Source organism: Trinickia sp., from assembly GCF_051954495.1.
GTDB lineage: Bacteria > Pseudomonadota > Gammaproteobacteria > Burkholderiales > Burkholderiaceae > Trinickia.
Genome location: NZ_JBQCHR010000032.1, coordinates 136,470 through 161,254 on the forward strand (window position 1 = coordinate 136,470; position 24,785 = coordinate 161,254).

General features: G+C 64.5%; 22 protein-coding genes. 10 read left to right on the forward strand and 12 right to left on the reverse strand.

The window, feature by feature from the left end; genetic code table 11:
- Window positions 1-50: 50 nt before the first annotated feature.
- From ACTHNR_RS04900 to ACTHNR_RS04955, 12 genes are all read right to left on the reverse strand, one after another.
- Window positions 51-965: an isocitrate/isopropylmalate family dehydrogenase gene (locus ACTHNR_RS04900; RefSeq protein ID WP_440546394.1), complete on the reverse strand. Its 915-nt coding sequence runs from the start codon at window positions 963-965 to the stop codon at window positions 51-53.
- Window positions 966-1,189: 224 nt separating this feature from the next.
- On the reverse strand, window positions 1,190-2,212 hold the full coding sequence (locus ACTHNR_RS04905) for a TauD/TfdA family dioxygenase (protein WP_440546395.1): 1,023 nt from the start codon (window positions 2,210-2,212) through the stop codon (window positions 1,190-1,192).
- A gap of 539 nt (window positions 2,213-2,751) precedes the next feature.
- Entirely contained in the window at window positions 2,752-3,585 is an 834-nt protein-coding gene (locus tag ACTHNR_RS04910) for a helix-turn-helix transcriptional regulator (RefSeq protein WP_440546396.1), read from the reverse strand.
- Window positions 3,586-3,604: 19 nt separating this feature from the next.
- A complete protein-coding gene (locus ACTHNR_RS04915; protein ID WP_440546397.1) occupies window positions 3,605-4,159 on the reverse strand; it encodes a YbhB/YbcL family Raf kinase inhibitor-like protein in 555 nt (184 codons plus the stop codon).
- Between the two features lie 129 nt (window positions 4,160-4,288).
- Entirely contained in the window at window positions 4,289-5,515 is a 1,227-nt protein-coding gene (locus ACTHNR_RS04920) for an MFS transporter (protein ID WP_440546398.1), read from the reverse strand.
- Window positions 5,516-5,624: 109 nt separating this feature from the next.
- Window positions 5,625-6,482, reverse strand: a complete 858-nt coding sequence (locus ACTHNR_RS04925) for a DUF3037 domain-containing protein (RefSeq protein WP_440546399.1) — start codon at window positions 6,480-6,482, stop codon at window positions 5,625-5,627.
- Window positions 6,479-7,201 (reverse strand): hypothetical protein, encoded by a 723-nt coding sequence (locus ACTHNR_RS04930; protein ID WP_440546400.1) that lies wholly within the window; start codon window positions 7,199-7,201, stop codon window positions 6,479-6,481. Before ACTHNR_RS04930 ends, ACTHNR_RS04925 begins: the two co-directional genes overlap by 4 nt.
- Window positions 7,202-7,462: 261 nt before the next feature.
- Window positions 7,463-10,117 carry a transglycosylase domain-containing protein gene (locus ACTHNR_RS04935; protein ID WP_440546401.1) on the reverse strand — a complete coding sequence of 885 codons (2,655 nt, stop codon included), beginning with the start codon at window positions 10,115-10,117 and terminating at the stop codon, window positions 7,463-7,465.
- Window positions 10,118-10,218: 101 nt separating this feature from the next.
- Window positions 10,219-10,971, reverse strand: coding sequence for a DUF2894 domain-containing protein (locus ACTHNR_RS04940; RefSeq protein WP_440546402.1), 753 nt, complete (start codon window positions 10,969-10,971; stop codon window positions 10,219-10,221).
- Window positions 10,972-10,981: 10 nt separating this feature from the next.
- Entirely contained in the window at window positions 10,982-11,626 is a 645-nt protein-coding gene (locus ACTHNR_RS04945) for an OmpA family protein (protein ID WP_440546404.1), read from the reverse strand.
- The gene (locus ACTHNR_RS04950; protein WP_440546405.1) at window positions 11,623-13,719 is read right to left on the reverse strand and encodes a DUF802 domain-containing protein; all 2,097 of its coding nucleotides are present in this window, start codon (window positions 13,717-13,719) and stop codon (window positions 11,623-11,625) included. Before ACTHNR_RS04950 ends, ACTHNR_RS04945 begins: the two co-directional genes overlap by 4 nt.
- 10 nt (window positions 13,720-13,729) lie before the next feature.
- Complete coding sequence (locus ACTHNR_RS04955) at window positions 13,730-14,545, reverse strand: DUF3348 domain-containing protein (RefSeq protein ID WP_440546406.1); 816 nt, start codon at window positions 14,543-14,545, stop codon at window positions 13,730-13,732.
- Window positions 14,546-14,934: 389 nt separating this feature from the next.
- Here ACTHNR_RS04955 and ACTHNR_RS04960 point away from each other — a divergent pair, with 389 nt between their 5' ends.
- The 10 genes from ACTHNR_RS04960 to ACTHNR_RS05005 all read left to right on the forward strand — a co-directional run bounded on the left by ACTHNR_RS04960 (window position 14,935) and on the right by ACTHNR_RS05005 (window position 24,707).
- On the forward strand, window positions 14,935-15,771 hold the full coding sequence (locus ACTHNR_RS04960) for an ABC transporter substrate-binding protein (RefSeq protein ID WP_440546407.1): 837 nt from the start codon (window positions 14,935-14,937) through the stop codon (window positions 15,769-15,771).
- Between the two features lie 45 nt (window positions 15,772-15,816).
- Window positions 15,817-16,533, forward strand: a complete 717-nt coding sequence (locus ACTHNR_RS04965; RefSeq protein ID WP_440546408.1) for an amino acid ABC transporter permease — start codon at window positions 15,817-15,819, stop codon at window positions 16,531-16,533.
- 21 nt (window positions 16,534-16,554) lie between these two features.
- The gene (locus ACTHNR_RS04970; RefSeq protein ID WP_440546409.1) at window positions 16,555-17,199 is read left to right on the forward strand and encodes an amino acid ABC transporter permease; all 645 of its coding nucleotides are present in this window, start codon (window positions 16,555-16,557) and stop codon (window positions 17,197-17,199) included.
- Window positions 17,196-17,948, forward strand: coding sequence for an amino acid ABC transporter ATP-binding protein (locus ACTHNR_RS04975; protein WP_440546410.1), 753 nt, complete (start codon window positions 17,196-17,198; stop codon window positions 17,946-17,948). The genes ACTHNR_RS04970 and ACTHNR_RS04975 overlap by 4 nt, the downstream gene beginning before the upstream one ends.
- Window positions 17,949-18,046: 98 nt before the next feature.
- Window positions 18,047-18,796: an IclR family transcriptional regulator gene (locus tag ACTHNR_RS04980; protein ID WP_440546411.1), complete on the forward strand. Its 750-nt coding sequence runs from the start codon at window positions 18,047-18,049 to the stop codon at window positions 18,794-18,796.
- A 76-nt stretch (window positions 18,797-18,872) separates the two neighbouring features.
- Window positions 18,873-19,265 (forward strand): RidA family protein, encoded by a 393-nt coding sequence (locus tag ACTHNR_RS04985; protein WP_440546412.1) that lies wholly within the window; start codon window positions 18,873-18,875, stop codon window positions 19,263-19,265.
- Window positions 19,266-19,328: 63 nt separating this feature from the next.
- Window positions 19,329-21,053 carry an FAD-dependent oxidoreductase gene (locus ACTHNR_RS04990; protein WP_440546414.1) on the forward strand — a complete coding sequence of 575 codons (1,725 nt, stop codon included), beginning with the start codon at window positions 19,329-19,331 and terminating at the stop codon, window positions 21,051-21,053.
- Between the two features lie 206 nt (window positions 21,054-21,259).
- Window positions 21,260-22,594, forward strand: a complete 1,335-nt coding sequence (gene argG, locus ACTHNR_RS04995) for an argininosuccinate synthase (protein WP_440546415.1) — start codon at window positions 21,260-21,262, stop codon at window positions 22,592-22,594.
- Between the two features lie 157 nt (window positions 22,595-22,751).
- A complete protein-coding gene (locus ACTHNR_RS05000) occupies window positions 22,752-23,870 on the forward strand; it encodes a 3-deoxy-7-phosphoheptulonate synthase (protein WP_440546417.1) in 1,119 nt (372 codons plus the stop codon).
- Between the two features lie 177 nt (window positions 23,871-24,047).
- Window positions 24,048-24,707 (forward strand): hypothetical protein, encoded by a 660-nt coding sequence (locus ACTHNR_RS05005; protein ID WP_440546418.1) that lies wholly within the window; start codon window positions 24,048-24,050, stop codon window positions 24,705-24,707.
- The last annotated feature ends 78 nt before the right edge of the window (window positions 24,708-24,785 follow it).

Below are 24,785 nucleotides of genomic sequence, written 5' to 3' on the forward strand. Positions count from 1 at the left end.
GGTGGGGAGTCGTACGAAGGCCCCTCGCGCGAGGGGCCTCGGATGGAAAGTCAGAGGCCGAACGGCCCGTGCGCGTGTGCGACGGGAGCGTCGTGGGACGCGCTTGGCGTGTGGCGCCGAGCGTCGTTGCCGGCGTAGCGGAACATCAGCGCCAGCGCACTTTTGACAGCGGCCGGGCAAACGTCGGGCGGCACGTCCGGCGCGAGGCAGGCGTGATGCGCGGCGGCGATTTCGTAGATCGCGAAACGTCCGTTGCCCACGAGCGCCCGGGCCCACGTGCCGGGCGAGCCGGTGAGCGCGCCGATCTGCGCGGCCAAAATGCCGCCGAGGTTGCCGCCTGCGACGATGGTGTCGAAGCGCTGCGGCGAGGCGACGAGGTCGATCACGGCCTGCTCGATGAGTCGATGCTCGACGGCGATGTCCGGAGAGCGGCCCGCGGCTTCGGCCACGACGTCGCGCCACAGCTCCATCGTTTCGAGCCGGTCGGCCTGGTCGACGGAGATCAGCCGACGCGCGCGCTGCTCGGCTGCGTCGAGCGCCACTTTCGCGAGCCGGCGGATGCTCGTCTCCGTGTAGCGCAGCGTGTTGGCGCCCACGAGTTCGTAGCGCTGCGCGATCACGCCGCGCTCGCCTTCGCTTTGGCCTTGGCCTTGGAACGGATCCCCGACGACGACGATGTCGAAGGCACGCCCGCTCGGTGACGACCCGCGCAGGGCCTGTACTGCCGCGAAAAGGCCGGTGCGCATGGCGAGCCGCTCGATCTGACGAGCAGTCGCCGCGCCCGGCACGACGAGCATCGCGTCGATCTCCTCGCTTTCGGCCATGACGCGTGCATCGTCGGCATTGGAGGCGACGCGCACCTCGTGAGGGCCGTGTTCCTGTTGCTGGAGGGTCTTGAGAGCCGCCAAGGTTTGACGGGCGATCGGGGCGTCGTAGTGCGCTCCCGCGAGGATCGATATCCGCATCGAAGTGGGCCTGAAGAATCGGCCTGCGTTGTTGGCGCGACGCGCGCTTAACGCATAACCCGGGTTGAGGGGCTTCGAACTGCCGCGAGTCCCGACGCGCACTCACCGGATAGGTGGCGGCGTAGCGCAACATGCGCGCGATTCGCGCAAAGGGGACCCGATCGCGCTGCCGGCGGGTTCGGCGCGCGTGCTCGGCACGACTTAAGGGGGAGACGTACGCCGGCTCAGTTCCGAGCGGCGGATTCCTTCACCAAGCCTGGCTGCTCGCGCGTGAAGTAGTCGTTGAAGCGTTGCAGGCTGTGTTGATCGCGGAAGCTGTAGGTCTTGAGCAGCCAGCGCTTGAGCGCCAGCTCAGGGTCCTTGACCTCGATCAGCTCGCGGTTGTGCAGCGCGTCCTGGTTGGCGAACGAAAAGAGATCGCCCGTGAGGATCTGGACGCGTTCCTTGTTGGCCTTGACGATTGCGTTCTTCAGCGCCAGCAGGGCGTCGATCGCTTCGTTGGGGGCCCCCGGCGCATAGGTCGTACGCGTGTCGTAGTAGCGGAAACTGTGCTCGTTCTCTAGGATCGCGTGCGAATCGGATATCACCTGCTGCCTATTGGAATCGCGAGAGTACTCATCGTAGGGCGTCACGAAGAGCCGCTTGCGCAGCGTGGCTTGCTGCTCTTCGGTGAGATGATCGAGCAATGTGCGCCCATCGAGGTAGCCCGTGTAGATGCGGTTGGATTCGCAGCAGCGCATACCGAGCAGGCTCAGGTAATCGGCGCGTACGGGGTGGGCGGTGCGGTCGTTATGGAAGAACAGCTCGCCGTCGGTTTTCTGCGTCTGTGTCTGGCTGTACTTCTTGTGCGCGTAGACGTCGTGGAAAAAGTCGCCGTTGTTGCGAGTCTGGTATGCGAGAAGCGGGCTGTCGGTCAATTGGGCAAAGAGTTCTAAGAAGGCTTCGCCGACGAATGATTTCTTTTTCTCGTACTTATCGTGCACGGGATCGTCCTGGTCGAACATCGGAATATGTTCGTCAAGCGGCACGTTACGCAGCAAGTGCGAATAGCTTTTCTTGCTTCGTCTCTCTGAGCGCACCTTTTCGCACACGTTGATGAAGAATTCAGGAATTTTTTGATCGGCTATCAGCGCTTTGATCCGATTGTGAAAACCGGCGTAATCCAGATATGGGCTTTCCTTGATGCTGCGTAGTACGTCGAATAGCTCGCCTTTTTCATCATTCGAGAACTCGAATGTGGGTTTCATATAGACCTCTAGACGTAAATGACATAGCGACAACTTCCTTTCCCCTCGAGAAAGGAATACCCACCGCATCCGGCGTGGTAAATACCAAGCCGGACATGGTTCTGTACGGGCGACGGCGCGATCGCCATGGGTCGGCGTTGCGCATAGGCGTGCGTCGCCCTCCGCTCTCCGTGCTGATTCGGCCGCCGTTTAGGCGGATAAAACAAGGGACGTCCGTGCGCCTGCCGCGCGCGAACGCCGGCACATCAAGGTGAAGTTCGGTCTGTCATCGGAATGCGAATGAAAGTACCTGCTTAAATAGCGAGTACTGCTCTCTCAGAAATATTCTTATTGCCCTGTAGCTGTATTCGTTGGTGCATGATTCGCTATGCCCAATGCGCATTCAGATTAGCACGGTGACTTGCGGCTCAAGATTTAAAAGAATCGGCGGCCGCCATTGTTTCCGTTCGGGAAGCTGTGGGGAGGGAAGTGGAAACAAAATGGCCGACTACGCTAGATTGTTTCGTCGGAAAGCGGTGCGGTGGGGGGGGCGCGATGCGTCAGGTGGTCGACGCGCACGTGTCCCGGTGGCTGTGCGCAAGGCCGCGCCGGATGGCGGTGGGCGAGAAGCCGAAACGTTGATGAAAGCGCGCGGCGAAGTGAGAGAGTGTTTTGTAACCGACGTCGCCTGCGATCTGCGTCACGCTGTGGTGGGTGGATTGCAGCAGATTGAGCGCGAAGGACATGCGCGCGTCGGAGAGGATTTCCGTGAGCGTCGCGTTTTCTTCCGCTAGTTTGCGGCGCATGGTCGATTCGCTCATGGCGAGGGCCGCGGCCACCGTCGGCGCGCTCCACTCGTTCGCGAGATCGCTCGCGATCAGCCGCCTGATTCTCGCGGACAGCGTTTCGACAGCGGCCTCGCCGAAGCGTCCGCCCTTGATGCCGATCCAAAGGAGTATTTCCCGCACGCGGTGCTGGGCGATGGCGGCGGGAAGGTTTGCGTCGTCTATCGCATCGATGGCGCGATCGAAGGCCTCACCGAATGCGGCGCATGGCTCGACGATGGCCTGTGCATGACGGATGACCGGCTGCTGCGGATACCGCGCGGCGTGCGCGGCGACGAGCGGTTCATCGCAGGCGAGCCAGCGCGCGCGGTAGCCGCCGTGCTCGGGCAAGCGGTTGATCACGTCGAATGTTTGCCCGCCGGCGATCGCGACGGCGTCGCCCGCGCGGATCACGTATTCGCCGCCGGCCCAGCGTACGATTTTGGAGCCGCGCTCGACCACGACGAGCATCGGCTTGTCGACGAACAAACGCTTGAATTCCAGCGCTTGTTGCTGCTGGACGAGGCCGCCGGCTCCGATGCCGGCGCGTTGTGCGATGCGCGGTTCCATAGAGGCCCTGGCCGGACGGTTACCGGTTGGCCAAAGCCGTGGTCGTGGCTTTGCCGAGGCTATTGACGTGAGTCAGGTAGCCGACCATCGCGGGCGTGGCGCCTTCGGGCAGCTCGAGCTTGTCCACCTTCAACGCATTGACGGTGATGAGGTAGCGATGGGTTTCGCCCGCGGGCGGGCACACGCCTAGGTAGCCCGTTTGACCGGCATCGTTGTGAACGGCTTTCGCGCCGGCGGGCAATGTACCGTCGGCGCTGCCGGCGCCCGCGGCCAGTTCGTCGACGTTCGCGGGGATATCGGCAACGATCCAGTGCCACCACCCCGAGCCGGTGGGAGCGTCTTGATCGTAGACGGTGACGACGAAGCTTTTCGTACCGGCGGGCGCGTTGCGCCACGCGATGTGGGGCGACACATTGGCGCCGTGGCAGCCGAAGCTCCCGCTGTATTGCGTTGCGGCGAAATGGCCATCGGGCTGGCTGTCGGTGGTCACTCGGAAGTCGGCGGCGCGAGCCGGCGCGACGGTGAAGAGGGTCAAGCCGGTCAGGAGGCTGAGCAAACAGGCGGCGGTCTTCATGGAGCTTGGCGGGTCGCGTGAAATTGCAATGGGGAAATTATGCGCAGTGCGCGAGGCGCACGTTGTTGTATTCCGGCCATCCATTGTCGCGATTCGCTCAATTTGAGCGGAAGCCGCGCATCCGCATCCTTACCGCCCTTGCGTTTCCAAGCAGGCGCGGCTCGCCAAGCGCGCGGCTTTTCGATCGGCGCCGCGTTGCGCGAAGCCCGCCATCGCCCATACGCCTAGGCCGCCCACTGCGAGCAACGCGCCTACCCACCCTGGCGAAGTCCAGCCGAAGCCGCCTGCGATCGCGAGCCCACCGAGAAACGGCCCGAGTGCGTTGGCCGTATTGAACGCCGAATGATTGAGCGCGGCAGCAAGGCCCTGCGCATCCTCCGCAACGTCCATCAAGCGCGTTTGCAAGACGGTGCCGAGCGCGCCGCCGACGCCGATCAGGAAGACGTCCACCGCCAGCGTCCAGACATTCGCCGCAGCCAACGGGAAGGCGAGCAGCATCACCGCGCTCCAGACGAGCAGAAGGCCGGCCGTGCGCATGATCGCGCGGTCGGCGAACATCGGCACGACGAGGTTGCCGGCCGTGAGCCCGATCCCGAAAACGCTCAGCACGAGCGACGCCGTGCCGACCGAAGCGTGCGTGACCGAGGCGAGCACATTGGCGAGATACGTATAGACCGCGAATAGGCCGCCGAAACCGATCGCGCCGATGCCGAGGGTGTACCAGACCTGGGCGCGCTTGAGCGCGCTCAGCTCGCGTAGCGGGCTTGCGCCGGCCGCGGCGGGCGTCGACGGCGCCCATAGGCGCACGCACGTCATCGTGACCGCGCCCATCAAGGCGGCGAAGGCGAAGCTCCAGCGCCAGCCGATCGCATGGCCGAGCCAGTTGGCGAACGGCACGCCCACGATGGTGGCGACCGTGAGCCCGAGGAACATGCGGCCGACGGCGACGGTGCGGCGATTCTCGGGGACGAGCGAGGTGGCGACGAGCGCCGCGACGCCGAAATAGGCGCCGTGCGGCAGGCCGCTGATGAAGCGGAAGAACAGCATCCAGTGGTAGCTGGGCGCGAGCGCGCTCAAGGTATTGCCGACGGCGAACAGCGCCATTAGGGCGATGAGCAGATCGCGGCGGTCGAGCCGGGCGCCGAGCACGGCGAGCGCGGGCGCGCCCACCACGACGCCCAGCGCGTAGGCGCTGATGACGTGGCCGGCCACGGGCGCCGTGATCCCGAGCCCTTGCGCGAAGAGCGGCAAGACGCTCATCGTCGCGAATTCGGTCGTGCCGATCGCGAAGCCGCCTACCGCCAAAGCCAGGAGAACCCAGGCCGTTTTGTTCTTTGCTGCTTCAATCTGGTGCATTGCCGCGTGCCGTCATCAAGCGGGGTTAACCCGCAAAGCTGCCATTCTAGTGGCACGGGGGAAAGTTCGCTTGGCGGCTATCGCTCGGATCGATAGGGGGACCGGTAAGCTAGTTGAGCGGCAGTGAAGGAAGCGGACGACCGGCAGCTTCGGCCCACTCGCCGAAAAAGCGCTCCATATCCGCATGGTTTTCCCAATCCAAGACATCGTCCGCGTCGGCGCGAATCGCCGTAAGCACCCTGTCGGCTGCGGTGGAATGCGCTCCCGCCACTATCACGTAGCTTCGAAGTCGCGCCGATTCCAATTGGGTCTTAGCGTAGTGGATCGCGTACGCCTTGCTGTAGGCCGCGTGCTTATGTTGGGTACTGACCAGTTCGGCGGCATCGGTGCGCAGGTCAATCGTTTGAGCCACACGCAGGATGCCGTTTTGCAATGCGAACTCGACCTTGACATCTGCTTCGGCGTCAGGGGTGTAGTGCTCTACGACTTTGTGGTCAGGTAGCGCCGCCTTGTCCTCGGCCAATATGCCAAGCAATTGGAAGCGGTCCCGTACGTCGTAGAAAAGTCTCGAGCGAGGCTCGCGCGCGCGGCCCCGCGCGACAGGGGTTTCGCATTGAGTCGCTAACGCAAGTTTGGCGTGCTTGGCGTAGTCGGCTTCGGTTTCGAATCGAAAGCTACCGAGCCGAGCAACGGCTTGTGGTCGAAGCACTTGAAGTACTTCGAGAAGGCGAAGCGCCTCGTCGCATCTCGCATCGCCGACGATTTTGGGGATCTCCTCTTCCTGCGCGCGAAGTCTCTCAACGCTGGCGGTTGGCGCAAGTGCTTTGATCTTACGTAGGCCGTTGGCGATATGGACCCGGACACCTCCGTTCGGCATAAACACGACGATTCCGTAGTTGACGTGCTCCGTCCTGTTGTGATGCGGCTGAAACTGAAGCGTGCAGTACCGAGCGATGTGCGATGTCATGGTGCAATCCCGTCCACGCGGATCGAGCTCTCATTATCCCACCACCGGCAAAACTCATCGCGAGTCGTCATGACGAACCACTCATCAGGCGCGTCGTTGAGGATTGCGTAGAACTCGCCGGGCTTGATGGAGGCCAATCGCGCCTTCGCGCGGCCGAATGCAGCGGAGTCGAACTTCCTTAAGCGATCGCGAATCAGCCTTTCGATCACGACGAGCGTGCTGCACACCGGATCAAGCGGAAGGGCTCCCATCGGAATCTCGTCTGACGGTCCGGCGCGAGAGAAATCCATTGCAAGGCACATCGGTGTTTCCGCGCGGCGCACGAACAGATAGTTCCCCAAGTGCCGGTCTGGATTGGGGAAAAATTGGTCAACCGCAAATATGGCGGAGATGTCTGCGGCATGTGCCGCAAGAAGTTCCAGCGCCTGTACTGTTCCTGTGCCGCCATCGATCTGTTCCGCCCCATCTTCCCATCGGGATCCGAATGCCAGTTGCCCGTCGACGCAAGCGACGATATGGTATTCAGGTACAGAAACGCCACATAGCTCACAAAGCCTGTGGCCAATCCACTCGGAAATGGGCAGAAGTTCGCCGTCTTGCACACGCTTGATCGCGTATCTGATTCGGTCTTTCGTGTAGCCGACTAATTTCAAGTCCTTTGAATCCGAGTACGGCTCTTCGTGCTCGATCGGTATTGGAAAGAATGTTCGTTGGCTCATGGTGAAAGATGGGCGAGGTCACCCGCTGGTCGGTAGTTAGTATCCCTACCGGTGCTCCGCACATGTCTCGCGGGGAAATCTACGACATCCGAGGACGATGGAGCGAAGAGCTTAGCGCGCTTCAGTCGTCCCAATCAATGTTGATCCAAAAGATAGGACACTTTGACCGGGGCGCATCCCGCGCACGGCGTTCATTCGTGCTGGAACAGGAAGGCCCCGCGCATGGACATAGACTGCATTGGCGACGTTGCCTCGGCGGACTCATTGTGCAACACCCCGATGGTCGCCTCCCGCATCCGGCACATCGGGCGTCGGTGTCGGCGAGGATCCCGCGCCCGCGGGCGGGAAACCGCTCGTTCCGCGCGGTGCGCCGCTCGGCGGCTCGCCCGAGCCCGGCGGCAAGATCGTCGGCGCGAGCTGCGCCGGCGCGCCGCTCGCGGCGCCGGGCGTAGGTGCGCTCGGCATATTCCCCGTCGCCCCGCTTGCCGGCACACCGATCAGCGGCGGCTCCGACGCCGGCCCAGGGGCCGATGCCTGAGAGCCGGACCCCGGAGGCAAGACCGCGGAACTCGGCATTGCCGCCGACGCCGACGCCGGCGCGGACGCCGACGGTTCCTCAGCAGGCTTCGCCGGCGGTGCGCGATGCACCGGCGCGGGCGCCGTCGGCGCTTGGGGCTTCGATCCGGACAGCCACGCCATCCACGCGCGCAGCTTGTCGCGGAACACGTCGAAGGCGCGTGGCTGCACCTCGGTGTCGAAGCGTACGCGCGAATCGATCAGCCGCGCGCGCAGCGCCCGCTGATAAAAGTCCCCGACGATCGGCAGCGCGCTGTGCGCCCCCTCGCCCCAATAATTTCCGCCCAGCGTCACGCGGCCGTCGTCGAACCCGACCCACGCGCCCGCGACGAGCTGCGGGTGCATCAGGATGAACCACCCGTCGGTGTTGTCCTGTGTCGTACCGGTCTTGCCTGCCACGTCCGCGCGAATCCCGAAGCGCGAGCGGATGCCCGCACCGGTACCGCGATTGACGACATCGCGCATGACGTCGATCAGCGTGCGGTCCGCCGCGACCGGCAACGCCTGCTCGGGCTCGGCGGGTTCGAACTGCGCGAGTACGTGACCTTCGTGGTCCTCGATGCTCGTTACCATGCGCGGCTCGAGATACGCGCCGTCGTTCGCGATCGTGGCGTAGGCCGATACCATTTCCTTGACCGTCACCGGGCTCGTACCGAGCGCGAGCGACGGCACGGGGTCGAGCTTGCTGTCGCGCACGCCCATCGCTCGAGCCAGACTGGCGACGCGCTCTGGGCCAACTTGCTGGATCAACTGCGCGGTAATGCGGTTGCGCGAGTAGGCAAGGGCGTCGCGCAGCGTCATCGGCTTTCCGCTCGGGGGTACGTCGTCGTCCGGGCGCCAGATCTCGCCGCCTTTCAGCGGGATCTCGACGGGTTGGTCGATGAACGTATCGGTCGGCTTCATGCCGCTCGCGAACGCGGCGCCGTAGACGAAAGGCTTGAACGTCGAGCCCGGTTGGCGGCGCGATTGCTGCACATGATCGAAAGGCTCATCGGCGAAATCGCGGCTGCCCACCCAGGCCCTGATCTGACCGTTGCGCGGATCGATAGCTAAAAAGCCCGCCTGAATCTCGGTTTTGTCATGACAGAGCTTGCGGACGAAGTCGCGCTCGGCGCCAAGCTGCTTGAGCGCATCGCTGTCGCTCTGACCCGCGGCCCGCGCGCTGCGGTATTCGGCCGATTCGCGCATGAACGTCTTGAACAGATCGTTCGCCGGCGAGCAGCCTGCCCGGCCGCTCCATTGCCCGTTCGCGATCGACTGCAACTGCCGGCCCTGCAGCGCGACCGCCGCGGTCGCCATCGCCTGCAGACGCGAATCGATCGTCGTATGGACGACCAAGCCGTCCGAGTACACGTTGTAGTCGTTCGCGTCGGCCCAGCCGATCAGCCACTTGCGCAACTGCTGCGCGAAATGCGGCGCGGGCCCGGGCGGCTCGACCTGACGCTCGAAGTCGACCGATAGCGGCTTCGTCTTGAGTTTGTCGTAGGCGGCCTGCGAAAGGCGACCGTATTTGACCATCTGCCCGAGCACGGTGTTGCGCCGAGCAAGGGCTCTTTCCGGGTTGATCACCGGGTTGTAGTAGCTGTTGCCCTTGAGCATGCCCGTGAGGGTCGCGGCTTGCAGGATGTCGAGCTCGTCGGCCGATTTGCCGAAGTAGGTGCGCGCCGCCATCTCGACGCCGTAGGCGTTGTAGAGAAACGGCACCGTGTTGAGGTAAGTCTCGAGGATCTGGTCCTTGCTGTAGGCCATCTCGATCTTTTCCGCGGTGATCGCCTCCTTGATCTTGCGCGTGAGCGTGGGCGCGCGGCCCACTTCATCGGGGTACAGGTTGCGTGCGAGCTGCTGCGTGATCGTGGAGCCGCCCTGACGATCGCCGCCGAACGTGTGCAGCGCCGCCGACGCGGTGCGCTTCCAGTCGATGCCGTGATGCTGGTAGAAGCGGTGGTCTTCCGTGGAGATCAACGCATCGATCATATGCGGCGAGATCTCTTTCAGCGTCACCCATTCGCGGTTCGAAGGCTTGAATTCGGCGAGCAGCTTGCCGTCCGCCGACAGGATCTGCGCGGGCCGATCGACGCGGGCCTTGCGGATGTCGCTGATGCTCGGCGTGAACGGAATCAGCACGAGTACGTAAAGCAAGACGAGCGCGGGCGGCGTGGCGAGCGTGAGCAGTATGCCGCGGCGGGTGGGATGTCGCGCGTGCTGCCAGGCGTTCGCGAGCACGTGTTTCGCTGCGTCGGCCGCCAAGCTCGTCAGCGCCGCTGCCACGTGGAAACACGCGGCCGCCAGCCATGCGATGCGGCGAGCCCATTTGATGCAGAAATCCCGTACGGTGGTCATGAATCGATGCGTCACGCTGCTGTCGGCCTGTCCAGAAAACGCTGCATGGTATCAAACGGCTCGCCGTGCTCCGGGGACGATCCGCTGCAGCGGCGGGAACGCTAGGGCGATTTGCGCCGCGCGCCCTTCTTCGCCGTGCCCGCGCGCGGCGGTTCGACGGTGATGGAGCCCGACGGTACGGCCGCGGACCCCGCCAACTGCTCCATCCAAGAGAGGGCTTCGACGTACGACAGAAACTGCTGCAGGTAACCGGGCGAGCACTCCCGCATCAGCGAGAGCGAGCGATGCACGAGACTGTTCGTGTTGAGCGGGCCCGCATTGTCCGGCACTTGTTCGCGCGAGTGCCGCAACTGCTTCTCCGCGCTGAATTTCGACCACGTCTCGCGGAAGTAGTCGAGCATGGGCAGATCCGGCGATCGTTCGCGCCGGTGCGAAGGCAGTGCGTCGCGCGCGGTCGGCGCTTCGTGTTGCGCCGCGGCGGCCGCACGGCTGGCGAAGAGCTCGACCAATTCGGCCAGCGGGCCGCGGCTCGGCGTGGGTTGCGTCGGCGGGCAATCCGCGGTGGCGGGTGCGTTGTCCTGCCCCTTACCGCGGATTTCCGCCGTATCGGCTCCATTGCCGGCCTCTATGCGTCGAACCTCATCCGAATACGCCGCGATCAGCGTAGCGAGCCGCTCATCGAGCACGCCTCGCACCTCGCCGCTGTGGTCGGCCGCGCGCCGCGCCAGTGCGTCGATCAAATGAAAGCGCGCACGGTTCACCCGATCGGCGCCGCTTGCGCGCCATGCGTCGAGCGTCGCCCGTGCGTCGGTCGTCGTGCCGGCGGCGCCCACGGCATCCGCTCCTTGCGTCATCGGGCTCGCACTACTCATGCTGCGCGCCCGAGCCCGAGCGCTTCGGCACCGGCGCGATTTCGACGCGACGATTCTTTGCTCGGCCGGCCTCGTCCGTGTTCGAACTCACGGGCTGTTGCGCCCCGAATGCCGCGGCGAACATCGATTGCGCGGGCACACCCGCGTCGATCAGCGCCCGCATGACCGTCAGCGCGCGCTGCGCGGACAGCTCCCAGTTGTCGGCGAAATGGCGGCTGCCTGCGCGTACCTGTTGATCGTCGGTGAAGCCGCTCACCATGAGGATCTCGTCGTGCGAGCGCAGATAAACCGTAAGCGGACCCGCCAGCGACTTCAGCAGATCGCGGCCCTGGGGTTGCAATTGATCGGAATTCAGCGCGAACAGGAGGCTGCCGCTGATGCCGATGCGGCCGTTCACGAGCGTGACGCGCCCCGCCGCGAGCGGGCCGGCGAGCGCCTCTTCGAGCGTCTTGCGCCGCTGTGCCTCGAGCTGCCGCTGCTTCACTTGATCTTCGAGGCGCGCCGACAGTTCGAGCTGCAGCCCGATGACGCCCACCAAAATCAGCACGAACGCGCCCACCAGTACCGACATCAGATCGGCAAACGCGGCCCAGACCGGCGCGGTCGGCTCCGCGCCGCCGTCGATCTCCTCGCTCATGCCGCTTCGATCCCGTTCGATGCGCGTTGCGCCGCAAGCTGCTGCAGGTCCTCGACGATCTGCTTCTGCGACAGCATGCTCAGATCGATCACCTCGCGCGCCTGCGCCACGTAGTACGCCAACTGCTCGTCGCTGCGCGTGAGCGAACGATCGAGCGCGGATTCGATCCGCTCAAGATGCGCGACGAGGCGCTCGTTGGACACGCCGAATTCCTGCACGGCCGAGCCGAATGCGTCGCCCAGGCTCGCGACTTCGACCGCGCTGCCGGTGATCTGCGCGGCGACCGACCCGAGCTTGCCGGTTTGCGCATCGACCGTATCCGAGAACTGCGCGCCGACCCGCGCGAGCAGATCGGCCGACGTGGCGACGAGCGCATCGACGGCGACGCGTTGTTCGGTGGACGCATGATTCACGGCGTCGAGCAGCGTGCCCAGCGTCTCGAGCAACCGGGCGCGTTCCTCGAGCATCGCCGTATCGCGGACCATGCTGTCGGAAAGCTTCTGGCGCAGTTCCGCGACGACTTCGGCCGCGGCCCGCGGCGCTTCCGATGCCGCTTGCACGAGCTGCGCGATCTCGGCGATCGTTCGGGCGGCGGTCGCTTGCGTTTGCGCGGAGATGTCCTTGGCCGTTTGCTCGAGCGTCTCGCAGATCGCCTGCTGACGGGAAGCGGTGTGCTCGCCCGTTTGCCGCCAGGCGTCGCCGAGCGACTGCGCCATCGTGTCGAGCGCACCGGTCCAGGCGCGCAATCGCGTTTCGTCACCAGTGACCAACTGCCGATGCAGATCGGCATGCGATTCGTCGAGCGTGCGCAGCAAGGCAGCGGCATGCCGCTCGAAGGTGGCGACCGATGCCGCCAGCGCTTGCTCGCAGCGAGCCGCCAGCGTGTCGCTCGCGCGTTCTTGGCGCGTGAGCGCGGCGTCCCATGCCGCCGATACGCTGCCGACGCCGGCATCGATGCGATTCGACACGCCTTCGAGCCACGCCGACGAACGTTGTTCGAACGAGGCGGTAAAGCGCTCCAACGCGACGCGTAATTGCTCGACCAAAGCATCGCCGGAACGCTGCTGCTCCTCGATCGCTTGCGTCCAAAGCTTCGCCACGGTGGCCGTGCTCGCTTCGAATCCGCCCGACAGGCCGTCGAGCTGCCGTTGCACGGCGCTCGTGACCGTTGCGCCGAGCGCGGTCATCTCGCGCGAAAGGCCAGCCATCGTCGCTTGCACGACGGGCTCGATCGCCGCGCTGGCGCCGCGCGCGCTCTCGGCCGCGCTGTCCCGCAGCGAGCGGCCGACGGAGGACGCGAGCGCCGTATACGCGCGCTCGACATTCGCGTGCAGCGCCTGTTGATTCGCAAGCTGTTGCTCGTTCGCTGCGATGCTGTGACGCTCGATCGCGCTCATCATCGTTTGCAGTCGATCGACGAGCGCCGGCATGGCGTCGGCTTGGCGCTGCATCAGCCGGAAGCTTTCCTCGCGCCGCCACGCCTGCGAATACGTTCGCAGCGACGTGGCGATGCGTTCGTCGAGCCCGCGCGCCGCCTCGAGCCTCGCATGCCGGCACAGCGCCGACAGAAGCCCGAGCATCGCGGAGGTCGCGACGCCCGCGATGGACGTGCCGAACGCAAAGCTCAAGCCCTTGATCGGCGCGGCGAGCGACGCGCGGATCGCGGCGAGGTCGGTTGCGCTGTCGAGCGCGGCGCCGGTGCCGCGCAACGTCGTCACCATGCCGAGCAGCGTGCCGAGCATGCCGAGCAGCACCAGCAGGCCGACGAGGTAAGGCGTCATCGACGGGCCCGGCAGAGCGGCGCGGCCGCCTTCCACGCGTTGCCGCACGGCCCCGCGCAGCACCGGGTGCAGACGCTCGAGCCATGCGTCGAGGCGGGGAGGCGGCGTCGAAAGGTCTGTTACGGCCTGCACGAGATTGGACGTGCGCTGCTGATAGCGATGCAGCTCGAGTGCGCCGGCGACATAACAGACGCCGATCAGCAAGGTGACGGCCAGCGCCAGCGGGTTCGAGACGGCGTAGCCGGCGCCGATCCAGCAGACGACGGCGAGCCCGGCGAGAAAAACGACAAGATCGAGGCGATATCGGGACATAGGGTCCTGGTTAGCAGGCGCGAAGGGCGGCGCGCAGCCCTTCGACCGGTTGAAAACGAATCTCGAGTTCGGCGAGCAGCACGCTCTGCATATCCTTGCGGAATGCGTCGAGCCAGGGGCCGTCCTTCACTGTCGGCGTGTCGGCCGCGCTGGGGGGCGAACCGGATGCATCGCGCGTCGCATCCTGCGCGATGCCTTGCGCGTCTCCCGCGCTCGGCGCCCCTCGCGCATTGCCGTTCTCCGCCAGCGCTTGGCTGCGCAGGCGCTCGAAATGCACGGCGAGCAGTCCGGGGACGGCGGCCAACGCGTTGTGTTCGCGTACCGCCAGTACCCGCTCCATCACGGCGTCGACCGCGGCGAGGCGCGACATGGCCGGCTCCCCGGCCGCGAGCATCCCGCGCAGCACCGTGCGCAGATTGCCGATCGCGCTTTCCATCTTTTCTTGCAGCGACAAATAGCACTGACGAAACGCGGCATAGTCCGGCGCCGCGTCGGCCGCGGCAGAGTTCTCGCGATGGCGCGCGCAGCTGCGGTGACGGTGCGGCGTGAGCATGGCGTCGCGGGCGATGGCGTTCGTGAGCGTCGTGCGCACCCGTAGGCACAGTGCTTCTTCCGCTTCATCCGGTGCGGCGCCCCGGTGTCCGCCCGTGTGTGGACCTCCGCTCAGCGCCGAGGACAGTGCAATTGCGTCCGTCCAGACGAGCCATTGCCCCAGCCGGTCGGCGAGCGGCGGCCCGGACTCTGGAAAACGGGCGTCCGTCAGGCGGGCCAGTAAGCGGATGAGCGCCGGCCCGCTGATGGCCTTGCGCTCGGGAACATGCACCATTGCCTCGAGCAAAAAAGGCAGCAGTTTACACGCCCCGAGGGAGGCGAACACGGCCCCTTTAAAACTCGACGATCGGAACCGCGACGCTTGCAAGCGAGACCGCCGCGCGGCGGCGGCCACAGCGGGGAAGAACGGCTCGAGCCAATGACTGGAACAGCGCCGCACGTCCGCGATGCATGCACCTACAAAAAATCCAACGCAATCGGTGATGCTATCAATTGCGGCTGCCATTTCGTCCCCTAACACTCAATCCTAGTCCGATACAGCAGATACAAGTCTGGTATATCGGACAATCCGATGCGAGACCCTCGGCGAGCGTGCTCGAACCCGGTGGTCGGAGCTCCGGCCGATTTGCCTGTTCCTGACTCCTTTTCTGTAAGGACTGCAACATGAAACTCGCCAAACGGGGCGCCAAGGCCGCCTATCTATTCGCCCTTGCCGGATTGCTGGCGATGACGGCATGCACGAAGGTCTCGACGCCCGACCAAGCGGCGGCGTCCTCCTCCTCGACGCTACAAGCAGTCCTGCAGCGCGGCACGTTGCGCGTGGGCGATTGCTTGACGTTCGCGCCGTTCGGCTTCTACGACGCGAACGGCCAGCCGGACGGCTATGACGTCGATCTCGCGAAGGAGTTGGCGAAGGAAATGGGGGTGAAGCTCGAAATCGTGAATACGACGAGCGCGAACCGCATCCCGAATCTGCAGACGAGCAAGGTCGACGTGGTGTTCTGCAATTTCACGCGCAATTTGGAGCGGGCGAAGGTCATCGACTTCACGACGCCTTATGTCGTGGCCAGCGAAGCGCTGCTCGTCAAGAAGAGCAGCGGGATTGCCTCGGTCAAGGACATGGCCAACCGCACGATCGCGACGGTGAAAGGCTCGACCAACGGCGACGAAGTCCGCTCGCTCGGGTTTCCGATCAAGATCCAGGAATACGACAGCTCGCAGGCCGCGATTTTGGCTGTCAAGCAAGGGCAGGCCGACGCCATGATCGAGGACAACAACTTCCTCGCCTATCAGGCCAAGCTCGACCCCGACCTCGTCGTCACGAACGAGGCGCTCGTCCCGCTCGAATACAACGCGTTCGGCGTCAAGGCCGGCGATCAAGCGTGGCTGAACTACCTCAATTTGTTCCTGTTCAACATCAACGCGTCGAAGCTGAACGCGCAGCTTTATAAGAAGTGGTTCGGCGCCGATCCTCGCTTTCCGCTCAATCCTCAGTTCTAGCGAACGGGGCGGGCGGCGACGAGCGCGGACGATGTGGAGGCTGAGATGAGTTACCAGTGGCTGACGTTGTGGGGCTATGCCCCGGACTTTATGAAGGCAGCGTGGCTGACGCTGCAGGTGACGATGCTGTCGTTCGCGCTGGCGATCGCGCTGGGGCTGGCGACGGCGGTCGCCGGCGTCTCGCCCCTGCGGCCGCTGCGGTTCGTCGCCCGCGCTTATGTCGAAGTCATCCGCAACACGCCCGTGCTGCTGCAGATCTTCATCGTGTTTTTCGGCTTTCCGTCCGCGGGGATTTCGCTCGATGCCTACTGGGCGGGCGTCATTGCGCTGGGATTGAACGTCGGCGCCTACTTGTCGGAAGTGTTCCGCGCGGGGATGGCGTCGGTTCCCCGCGGCCAGATCGAAGCGGCAGGCATTCTCGGTCTCAACCCCGCGCAGATTTTCGTGAACGTGGTGTTGCCCCAGGCGGCCCGGGCCGTCTACCCGGCGATCGTCAACTATCTGATCCAGTTGTTGCTGGGCACGTCGCTGCTTTCCGCCATCGCCTTGCCCGAATTGACCGGAACGGCGACTGTCATCAATGCGCGCACGCTGCTGTACATCCAAACGTTCGCGGTCACGATGGCGGTGTATCTCGTGCTCAGCAACCTGCTGTCCTGGCTTGCCGACCAACTGGGCGCGCGGATGTTCCATCCGCCCGTGGCGGCCCGGCAGCGCACCGGTTTCGGGAAACTCACGATGCGCCGGGTCAACCGAGCGTGATGTTCGCAAGGGAGTCGGGTCATGTCTGTCCAATGGTTGAGCAGTAGCCTCGCAATCCTGCTTCAGGGGCTCGTCACGACCGTCTTGCTGTCGGTGGCCGCGATCGTGGGCGGCACGCTCGTCGGTCTCTTTGCCGCCGTGCTGCGCTCGTTCGGGCCGTGGGGCACGTCGCGCGTCGCCAGGGTCTACATCGAATTGTTTCGCGGTACGCCGGTCCTGATCACGCTGATGTTCATCTACTTCGGCGTGTCCTACTTCGGCTACGCGATCGATGTCTTCGCGGCCGGCGCGATCGGCTTGAGCATCTATCAAGGCGCGTACATCGCCGAAATCTTCCGATCGGGCATCGAGGCCGTGCCCAAGGGCCAGTGGGAGGTGTCGCAGATCCTAGGCCTTACGCGGCCGCAGACGTTCGCCTTCGTCGTATTGCCGCAAACGGGAAAGATCGTGCTGCCGCCGCTCGTCGGTCAGTATTTGTCGCTGATCAAAGACACGTCGATCGTCAGCATGATCGGCATGTCCGAATTGATGCACGGGGGCCAAGCCATCGTGGACCGGATCGGCCGGCCTGTCGAGGTCTACGGGCTCGTCGCGTTGATTTACTTCGTCGTGTGCTTCCCAGTCTCGCAATGGGTGCGCCACCATGATCGCAGGAGACTGTCATGACCGACCCAACCCAAGTCAAGCCCATCATCTCGCTCTCGGGCGTCAGTAAATCGTTCGGCGCAACCCACGTCTTGAAGGAGATCAATCTCGACGTGAATCCGGGCGAGGTCGTCGTGCTCATCGGCGCGTCCGGATCGGGCAAGAGCACGGTTTTGCGGATCATGGCCGGTCTCGAAACGACGGATTCGGGGCAGGTGTGGGTCAATGAGGTGCCGCTGCATGAAGCGCGGCGGGCGAAGGAAATTCGCGGCCATGTCGGGATGGTGTTTCAGCAATTCAACCTGTTTCCGCACAAAACGGCGCTCGGCAATGTCACGCTCGCGCTGATCAAGGCGCGGCGCATGAGCCCGGCCGACGCGCGCGACCGTGCGATGCAAGCGCTGGAACGCGTCGGTCTGGCGGACCGCGCGCAGCACTATCCGAGCCAATTGTCGGGCGGGCAACAGCAGCGCGTGGCGATCGCAAGAGCGCTCGCGGTGGAGCCGGGCATCATGTTCTTCGACGAAGCGACGTCCGCGCTCGATCCGGAACTGGTCGGGGAGGTCACGCAGGTGATGCGTTCGCTGGCGCGCGACGGAATGACGATGGTGGTCGTCACGCACGAAATGGGCTTCGCGCGTCAAACGGCCGACCGCGTCGTATTCATGGACAAGGGCGTGATCGCCGAGCAGGGCGAGCCCGAACAACTTTTCGTCAACCCCGCCAACGAGCGCACGCGGCAGTTTCTGCATCGCGTGCTCGATCATTGAGCGCACCGCCCCTCGCATAGCGAGCGGTGGCCTCGCACAGTACACTTCGACCGCTTGGCAAAAACTCGATGAACGACGGTAAGACACGGAGCGGATGAATGGCTGGAGCAGAATCGTCGCGGGCGAGAGGCGTGGATCGCGTCATTGCGATGTTTCGTCAATTGCACATTGCGCAGCGCCCGATGAGCATGCGCGAATTGATCGAGGCGACGGGCGCGCCGCGCTCGAGCATCTACGAATTGGTCACGATTCTTTCGGAGGCCGGTTTGCTCGAGACGAGCGCGGACGGAAGCGTTTTTTTCGGCCGTGAAATGCACTACTACGGTTCGGACTACTCGACGCACAACGATCTCATCAGCCGGGCGCATCAAGCGATCCTGGCGCTGGTGAGAAAGTACGACGAGACCACGCAGTTGTGCATGCTCGAGGGCAACAAGTACACGGTCGTGCTGTCGGAGAACAGCGCTCGGCCGTTCAACATCACGTCCGACATCGGCGTGAGAGTGCCGATTCCATGGACGGCCACGGGGCGCTTGCTGCTTGGCCATCTGAGCGCCGACGACATTCGCGCGCTCATTCCCGACGAGGATTTCGTGCTCGACAACGGCGTGCGTATCGAGTTCGACGAATTCATGCGCGACGTGCACGACGCCAAAGAGCACGGCTATTGCTGCACGGAAGGGCTGTCCAACGCGTTCCGGCTTTGCATGGCCGCGCCGATTCGCGATCGCGCCGGTTTCCCCACGGCGGCGCTGTGTTTCATGACCGCGCGCGACACGAACCCGGAGCGGCGCGCCGCCATGCTCGATGATCTCTTGCAATCGGCGAAGGCGTTGTCGGACAGGTAATGGGCTCGAGGGCCGAGCGATCGAACGCTCGGCGCTTTCGGGCGGAAGACGAAACCGTACTCAAAGGAGCGAATCGATGAAGCGTTACGGCGTGGAAGGCGGAAAAGGCACGGGCGGTCAGCACATGCCGTTTGCACGCGCGGTCGAGGCCGATGGATGGCTTTATGTATCAGGTCAGACGCCGATGGAAAACGGCGAAGTCGTGAGCGGCGGCATCGTGGAGCAGTCGCGAAAAACGCTGCAGAATGTGTTCGCGATTCTGAACGAAGCGGGGTATTCGGCGGAACATGTCGTGCGCTGCGGCGTCTGGTTGGACGACCCGCGCGATTTCGCTTCGTTCAACAAGGTGTTTCGCGAGTATTTCGGCGAACACCCGCCCGCGCGCGCTTGCGTGGTGTCGAGCATGGTCATCGACTGCAAGGTGGAAGTGGATTGCGTCGCTTATAAAAAGCCCGATACCCCGCTATGATGGCGGCGAACGCGCGTCGGCCCGGCCGATTCGCGTTCCCCCCGACATGGCCGAGGTGATTGAATGAGCACTCCCGAGCTTGCCCGTCCCGCCAATCTGGCCGCGACGGAAGACGAAGCCCCCTTCTCGTCGCTCGAACACCGGCGACACCAATTGTTTCCGACGCTATCGGCAAGCGAAATCGCCAGCCTGCGGCGCTTCGCCCGGCCGATGTCGTTCAAGGCCGGCGAACATGTCTTCGAAACCGGCCGTGTCGCGCTCGGCCTTTTTGTCTTGCTGCATGGCCGGGTGCGCATTTGCACGCGCGATAGGGCCGGCCGCTCGACGCTGATCGCCGAACACACCGACGGCAGCTTCATGGCGGAGATCGCTCAGCTTTCGGGGCGGCCCGCGCTCGTCGACGGGATCGCGCAGACCGATTGCGACACGCTGCTCGTCGAACCGGACAAACTGCGCGCGTTGATCGTCGCGGACGCGCAATTGGGCGAGCACATCATGCGCGCGTTGATATTGCGGCGCTTGGGGCTCATCGAGCAGGGTCTCGGGCCCGTGATCGTCGGGGACGGCGCCGACGGGCGGGTGCTCGCCCTGCAGGGGTTCCTGCGGCGCAATGGACATCCGTCGCAGGTGCTCGATGCGCGGCAGGACCAGGAGGCGGCGGCGCTGCTCTCGGGCATGACCGTCGGCGCCGGCGACTTTCCGCTGGTTTTTTGTCCAGACGGCTCGGTCTTGCGCGCGCCCGACGAGGTGCAACTGGCTACCTGCCTGGGGCTCGTGCCCACGTTCCAATCGGCCGGCGTCTACGATGTTGCGATCGTCGGCGCGGGGCCGGCGGGGCTCGCGGCGGCGGTGTACGCGGCCACCGAGGGGCTTTCGGTCGCGGTGTTCGATCAGCGCGCGCCCGGCGGGCAAGCGGGCGCCAGCTCGCGGATCGAGAACTACCTCGGCTTTCCGACGGGCATCTCGGGCCAGGCTTTGGCGGCGAGAGCGTATCAGCAAGCCCTGAAATTCGGCGCTCATCTCGCCATCCCGGTGAAAGTGGCCAAGGCGCGGCGAGAAGGCGATTGCTTCGTGCTGGAGCTGGCGGACGGCCAGAGCGTGCGCGCGCGAACCATCGTCATTGCAAGCGGCGCGGCCTACCGTAAGCCGGCGGTCCCAGGCTTCGATCGATTCGACGGGTGCGGCGTCTACTATTGGGCGTCTCCCATCGAAGCCAAATTGGCGAAAGGGCAAGACATCGTCTTGATCGGCGGCGGCAACTCGGCGGGCCAGGCGATCGTCTTTCTTGCGAACTTCGCGCGCAGCATCCGTGTGTTGATTCGCGGCGCATCGCTCGAGTCGAGCATGTCGAAGTACTTGATCGACCGCATCGGCGCTTTGCCGAACGTCTCGGTCTGCACAGGGTGTACGCTGCAGGCGCTCGAAGCGGACGAAGCCGGCCTGGCGCGCGTGGTGATTCGGCATGACGGCGAGCAAGAAATCATCGCGTCGCGGCATTTGTTTCTCTTCATCGGCGCCGATCCGAAAACCGATTGGCTGGCCGAAAGCGGCGTCGAACTCGATCGCCACGGCTTCGTCTTGACCGGGTTCACGCGTAAGGATCTTTCGCCGGCCGGGCAGGGCCCCGCCTATCCGTTGGAGACCAGCGTGGCAGGCATGTTCGCGATCGGCGACGTGCGCGCCGAATCTGCCAAGCGCGTGGCGGCCGCCGTTGGCGACGGCGCAGCCGTCATCGCGCAAATTCATGCGTACCTGCGCCCCTTGAAGGAAGCGGCGGCATCCGCCTGAAAGCAGCGCGGCCGCCCAGACGCCGCCGTGCTGCTTTCGGGCGGCGCGGGGCACGCGCGGGAGCGCGCAATTGGGGCGGCCCGGCCGCACGGGCTACAATATCGGTTTGCGCGTAGCAATCGCCCCGCCCGGGCGGCTTCGGCGCGGGCTCCAGACGGCCGGTTTGCTCGGTTCAACCTCTATCCCTCGATTGAACGGTTTTCCTCATGAGTACAATTCTTGAAAGCCTCCCGACTGGCCAGAAGGTCGGCATCGCCTTCTCCGGCGGCCTCGATACGAGCGCCGCGCTGCACTGGATGAAGCTCAAGGGCGCGGTTCCCTACGCCTACACGGCCAATCTGGGCCAGCCCGACGAAGACGACTACGATTCGATCCCGCGCCGCGCGCTCGAATACGGCGCAGCGGGCGCTCGATTGATCGACTGTCGCGCCCAGCTCGTGGCGGAAGGCATCGCGGCGCTTCAATGCGGCGCATTCCACGTGTCCACGGCCGGCATCACCTACTTCAACACGACGCCGATCGGCCGCGCCGTGACGGGCACGATGCTCGTCGCCGCCATGAAGGAAGACGGCGTCAACATTTGGGGCGACGGCAGCACGTACAAGGGCAACGACATCGAGCGTTTCTATCGCTACGGCTTGCTCGTCAATCCGGACCTGAAGATCTACAAGCCCTGGCTCGATCAGCAGTTCATCGACGAACTCGGCGGCCGCGCCGAAATGTCGGAGTTCATGCGCCAAGCGGGCTTTGCCTACAAGATGTCGGCTGAAAAGGCCTACTCGACCGATTCGAACCTGCTCGGCGCGACGCACGAGGCCAAGGATTTGGAGAGCCTGGAATCCGGCATCAAGATCGTCAACCCGATCATGGGCGTCGCCTTCTGGCGCGACGACGTGCAGATCGCCAAGGAAGACGTGACGATTCGCTTCGAGGAAGGGCGGCCGGTCGCGCTGAACGGCGTCGAATACGCCGATGCCGTCGAACTGATGCTCGAAGCCAATCGTATCGGCGGCCGTCACGGCCTGGGCATGAGCGATCAGATCGAGAACCGCATCATCGAGGCGAAGAGCCGCGGCATCTACGAAGCCCCGGGGCTCGCGCTGTTGTTCATCGCCTACGAGCGCCTCGTCACGGGCATTCACAACGAAGACACGATCGAGCAATACCGCGACAACGGTCGCCGCTTGGGACGCTTGCTGTATCAAGGCCGCTGGTTCGACCCGCAGGCGATCATGCTGCGCGAGACGGCGCAACGCTGGGTCGCCCGCGCGATCACGGGCGAAGTGACGATCGAGCTGCGCCGCGGCAACGACTATTCGATCCTCAGCACGAAGTCGCCGAACCTCACGTATCAGCCGGAGCGTCTGTCGATGGAGAAGGTGCAGTCGACGTTCTCGCCGCGCGATCGTATCGGTCAGCTGACGATGCGCAACCTCGACATTACCGACACGCGCGAGAAGCTGCGTATCTACTCGCAAGTCGGTCTGCTGACACCGGGCGAGAGCTCGGCGCTGCCGCAGATCAAGAACGACGGCGAGTAAGCCGCTCGGCATTCCGGCCGCGCAATCGTGCGGCCGAGCGAGGGTGCGTGCGGTCGGCGGCCGCATGCGCCGGTCCAACGCATTCGGCCCATAGGCCGCTCGCCGCCGCACTGCCGGTGCCATAATCGTGGCTTCGCACAAGCCCGGAGAAACGGTGATGAGAAGTATCGACAATCCTACCCACGATCGAGAAGTCGGCGTTGCCGATGCAACGCAGGACACGACGCGTATCGACGACGTCCGCATCGGGGCGGTGCGTCCGCTCATCTCTCCCGCGCTGTTGCAAGACGAGCTGCCCGTGCCGCCGGCGGTCCAGACGCTGGTCGAAAATACGCGCGCGGACATCGGCGAAATCCTGCATGGTCGCGACGATCGGCTCGTGGCCGTGGTTGGCCCTTGCTCCATCCACGATCACGACCAGGCGCTCGAATATGCGCGTCGGCTAAAGGCCGTGGCCGACGAACTGCGCGACGATCTGTTGATCGTCATGCGCGTCTACTTCGAGAAGCCGCGCACCACGGTAGGGTGGAAGGGCTACATCAACGATCCGCGGCTCGACGGCAGTTTCCGTATCAACGAGGGACTGCGCGCCGCACGGCGCTTGCTGCTCGACATCAACGGTCTGGGGCTGCCCGCGGGCACCGAGTTTCTCGATCTCCTCGGCCCGCAATACATCGCCGATCTGATCGCCTGGGGCGCGATCGGCGCGCGCACCACCGAGAGCCAGAGCCATCGGCAGCTCGCCTCGGGCTTAAGCTGCCCGATCGGGTTCAAGAACGGCACGGACGGCGGCGTGCAGATCGCGGCCGATGCGATCGTCGCCGCGCGCGCGAGCCACGCGTTCATGGGCATGACGAAAATGGGCATGGCCGCGATCTTCGAAACGCGCGGCAATCACGACGCGCACGTGATTCTGCGCGGGGGCAAGAAGGGGCCCAACTACGATCGCGCCAGCGTCGACGAATGCTGTGCCGTATTGCGCGCAGCCGGCTTGCGCGAGCAGGTCATGATCGATTGTTCGCATGCGAATTCGGGCAAGGCGCACGAGAAGCAAATCGACGTCGGCAACGATGTCGGCGAGCAGTTGAGCAATGGCGAGGCGCGTATCGTCGGCGTGATGATCGAAAGCCACCTCGAAGCGGGGCGTCAGGATCTGAAGCCCGGCGTCCCGTTGCGCTACGGCGTGTCCATTACCGATGCCTGCTTGAGCTGGGCGCAAACCGAGCCCGTGCTCGATACGCTGGCGCAGGCCGTGCGCCGTCGGCGCTCGCGCTAACGGGCGCCGAGGGGCTCGGCATCGGGGGACGACGAAACCGCGTTGTTTCGCACCGCCGCATCGCGCGCGCGCATGCAGGGACTACGAAAAATGAGTGCGATTGCGCCACGAAGCACGTGATAGCCTCCTGCACGTTTATCGTGACAGGCGCGTGAAACCGCGCAAAAAGGTGCCAACATGTCCCTTGCCCCGGTGGGTGGTTCGTCGTCCAACCATCATGAACTGACCGAAGCCGAGATACTCGCGCAATTTCGAAAGCTGCACGACGCCCAAGCCGTTTATGCGAGAGCGCGGCAATTGGCGGAGCAGGCTCAGCATTCGCCAAAAGAAGAGAAGGCGATCGAGGACGCGTTCAACGCACGCATCGTCAAGCCGGCGGTCGACAACATCGCTCATGCCTATCAAACCGGCGGTTCGGTGGCTGCCGCCGCGAGTTTGCATGACGCGCTCAAGGGCGCGCCGCCCGAAATCGCCGAGCGTATTTTCAAGGCGGCGAAGCCGACCGTCGACGCGGTGTCGAAGGATCTAGGGCAAGTGACCGCGCGCAATTCGACGGATACGCTCCCCGCCGCGGCCGACTCGTATCTGACGGACCTTCGCCAACGAAAGCGCGACGGGATTGCTCAGAGTTACCCGCCGAATCTTTGGGCGATTTCGTCGCAGCAAGAATACAAATCCGTGTACGGGGATTTGTCCGCGGCGGTCGAATTGGCGAGTCGCGGGCCGAACCCGGAGGCTGCGGCCAAACAGGTGGCCGACGGCATCGTCGGCGCCATGCCGACCAAGCCGCAATTGCATTCGCTGCTGCCCTCGCCGATGTATCCCCATCCCAACTAAATGATGCCTACCGCGGTCACGGACGCTGTGTCTCCGGGCTACGGCGCGGCGCTGTCGCTCGCCCTCGCCAAGCGCGCG